Here is a 1,237-nt window from a genome sequence, read left to right as displayed (position 1 = left end):
TGGTAGGACCCCGTTTGGTGAGCCACTCGGTATCAGAGAATCAATGCGTGTGAATGCAGCTGGCAGCGTACTCATTCGGGGTCCGGTACGCCAGTGACGAATGACGGTGTCGGTTGTTGTACTCCTCCTTCCAGTCCTCGATGACCACCCGGGCTTCGAGGAGGCTGTGGAATTCGTTCATGTTCAGACATTCGTCACGGACCCGGTTGTTGAACGATTCGATGTAGCCGTTCTTCCACGGTTGACCAGGTGGAACGTATCCGATTCCGACCTGGTCCTCGCAGAATGTCCTCAATGCCTCGGAGATGAACTCAGGGCCGTTGTCGCACCGCAGCACTTGCGGCGGGCCGCCCCAGAGCGCGAACGCCTTCTCCAAGGCCGCGACGAGATCCTCCGCCGGGATGGACCGCTCGACGATGTTGAGCACCGACTGTCGCGTGTGCTCGTCCACCATCGAGGTAATCTTGAACTTCCGGCCGTCCGTAGTGGAATCGAACTGGAAGTCGATCGCCCACACCACCTTCGGTGCATCAGCCTCGGTGATCGGAGTGGTCGAGGCGCCAGCTCGTTTCCGGATCCTGTGGATCTTCACCCGCAGCCCTTCCTCGCGCCACAGTCGCTGAACTTTCTTCTTGTTGATCACCCAGCCAGTTGCACGCAGATCTGCCCACGCCCGCCGAAATCCCTTGCGCGCATTCGCTTTGGCCCAGTCCCGCAACCACTTCCGCAGATCGGCGTCCGGGTCGTCCGGGGTGTTCTTCGCTGATTCCTTGCGTTGGGTTGATCGTGGCTGCCCGACGACCTTGCAGGCGAAACGCTGCGAGAGCCCCATCGTTTCCTGGAGCATGATGACAGCGTTTCGTTTGGCGGTCGGGCTCAGAATTTTCCCCGAGCGATCTCCTTGAGTGCGGCCTTTTCGAGTTCGGCTTCGGCGAGGAGTTTCTTGAGTTGGGCGTTCTCGTTCTTGAGTTCCTTGAACTCTTTGGCATCGTCGGCTTTCATGCCGCCGTACTGCTTGCGCCAGTTGTAGAGCGTCGGCACTGAGACGTCGAGTTGTCGGGCGATCTCCTCGACGTCGGCGCCCTTGGCCGCGAGTTCGTCGCCGTGGCGCAGTTTTCGGATGATCTGTTCGGGCGTGTGCCGTTTGCGTCCAGCCATGAGTTGTAGCCTTTCATGCCCTTGATCAGGGCGGGAAGGATTCTCATAACCAGCGGGTCACTTAATGGGGGTCATGCCA

1 protein-coding gene is annotated in these 1,237 nt (G+C 59.5%); it reads right to left on the bottom strand.

Features of this window, described 5'->3' with window-relative positions; translation table 11 throughout:
- Positions 1 to 40: 40 nt before the first annotated feature.
- Positions 41 to 1,158, bottom strand: a protein-coding gene (locus AC1Q61_RS32735) for an IS3 family transposase (protein WP_215516077.1) whose coding sequence is annotated in 2 segments (ribosomal slippage) — positions 41 to 882 and positions 882 to 1,158 — 1,119 coding nt in all. Because the reading frame shifts where the segments join, the coding sequence is not laid out codon by codon here.
- Between the last annotated feature and the right edge of the window lie 79 nt (positions 1,159 to 1,237).

This window comes from Rhodococcus sp. MPR-R1B (assembly GCF_058793255.1).
This window is presented reverse-complemented; position numbering and strand designations above follow the sequence as displayed.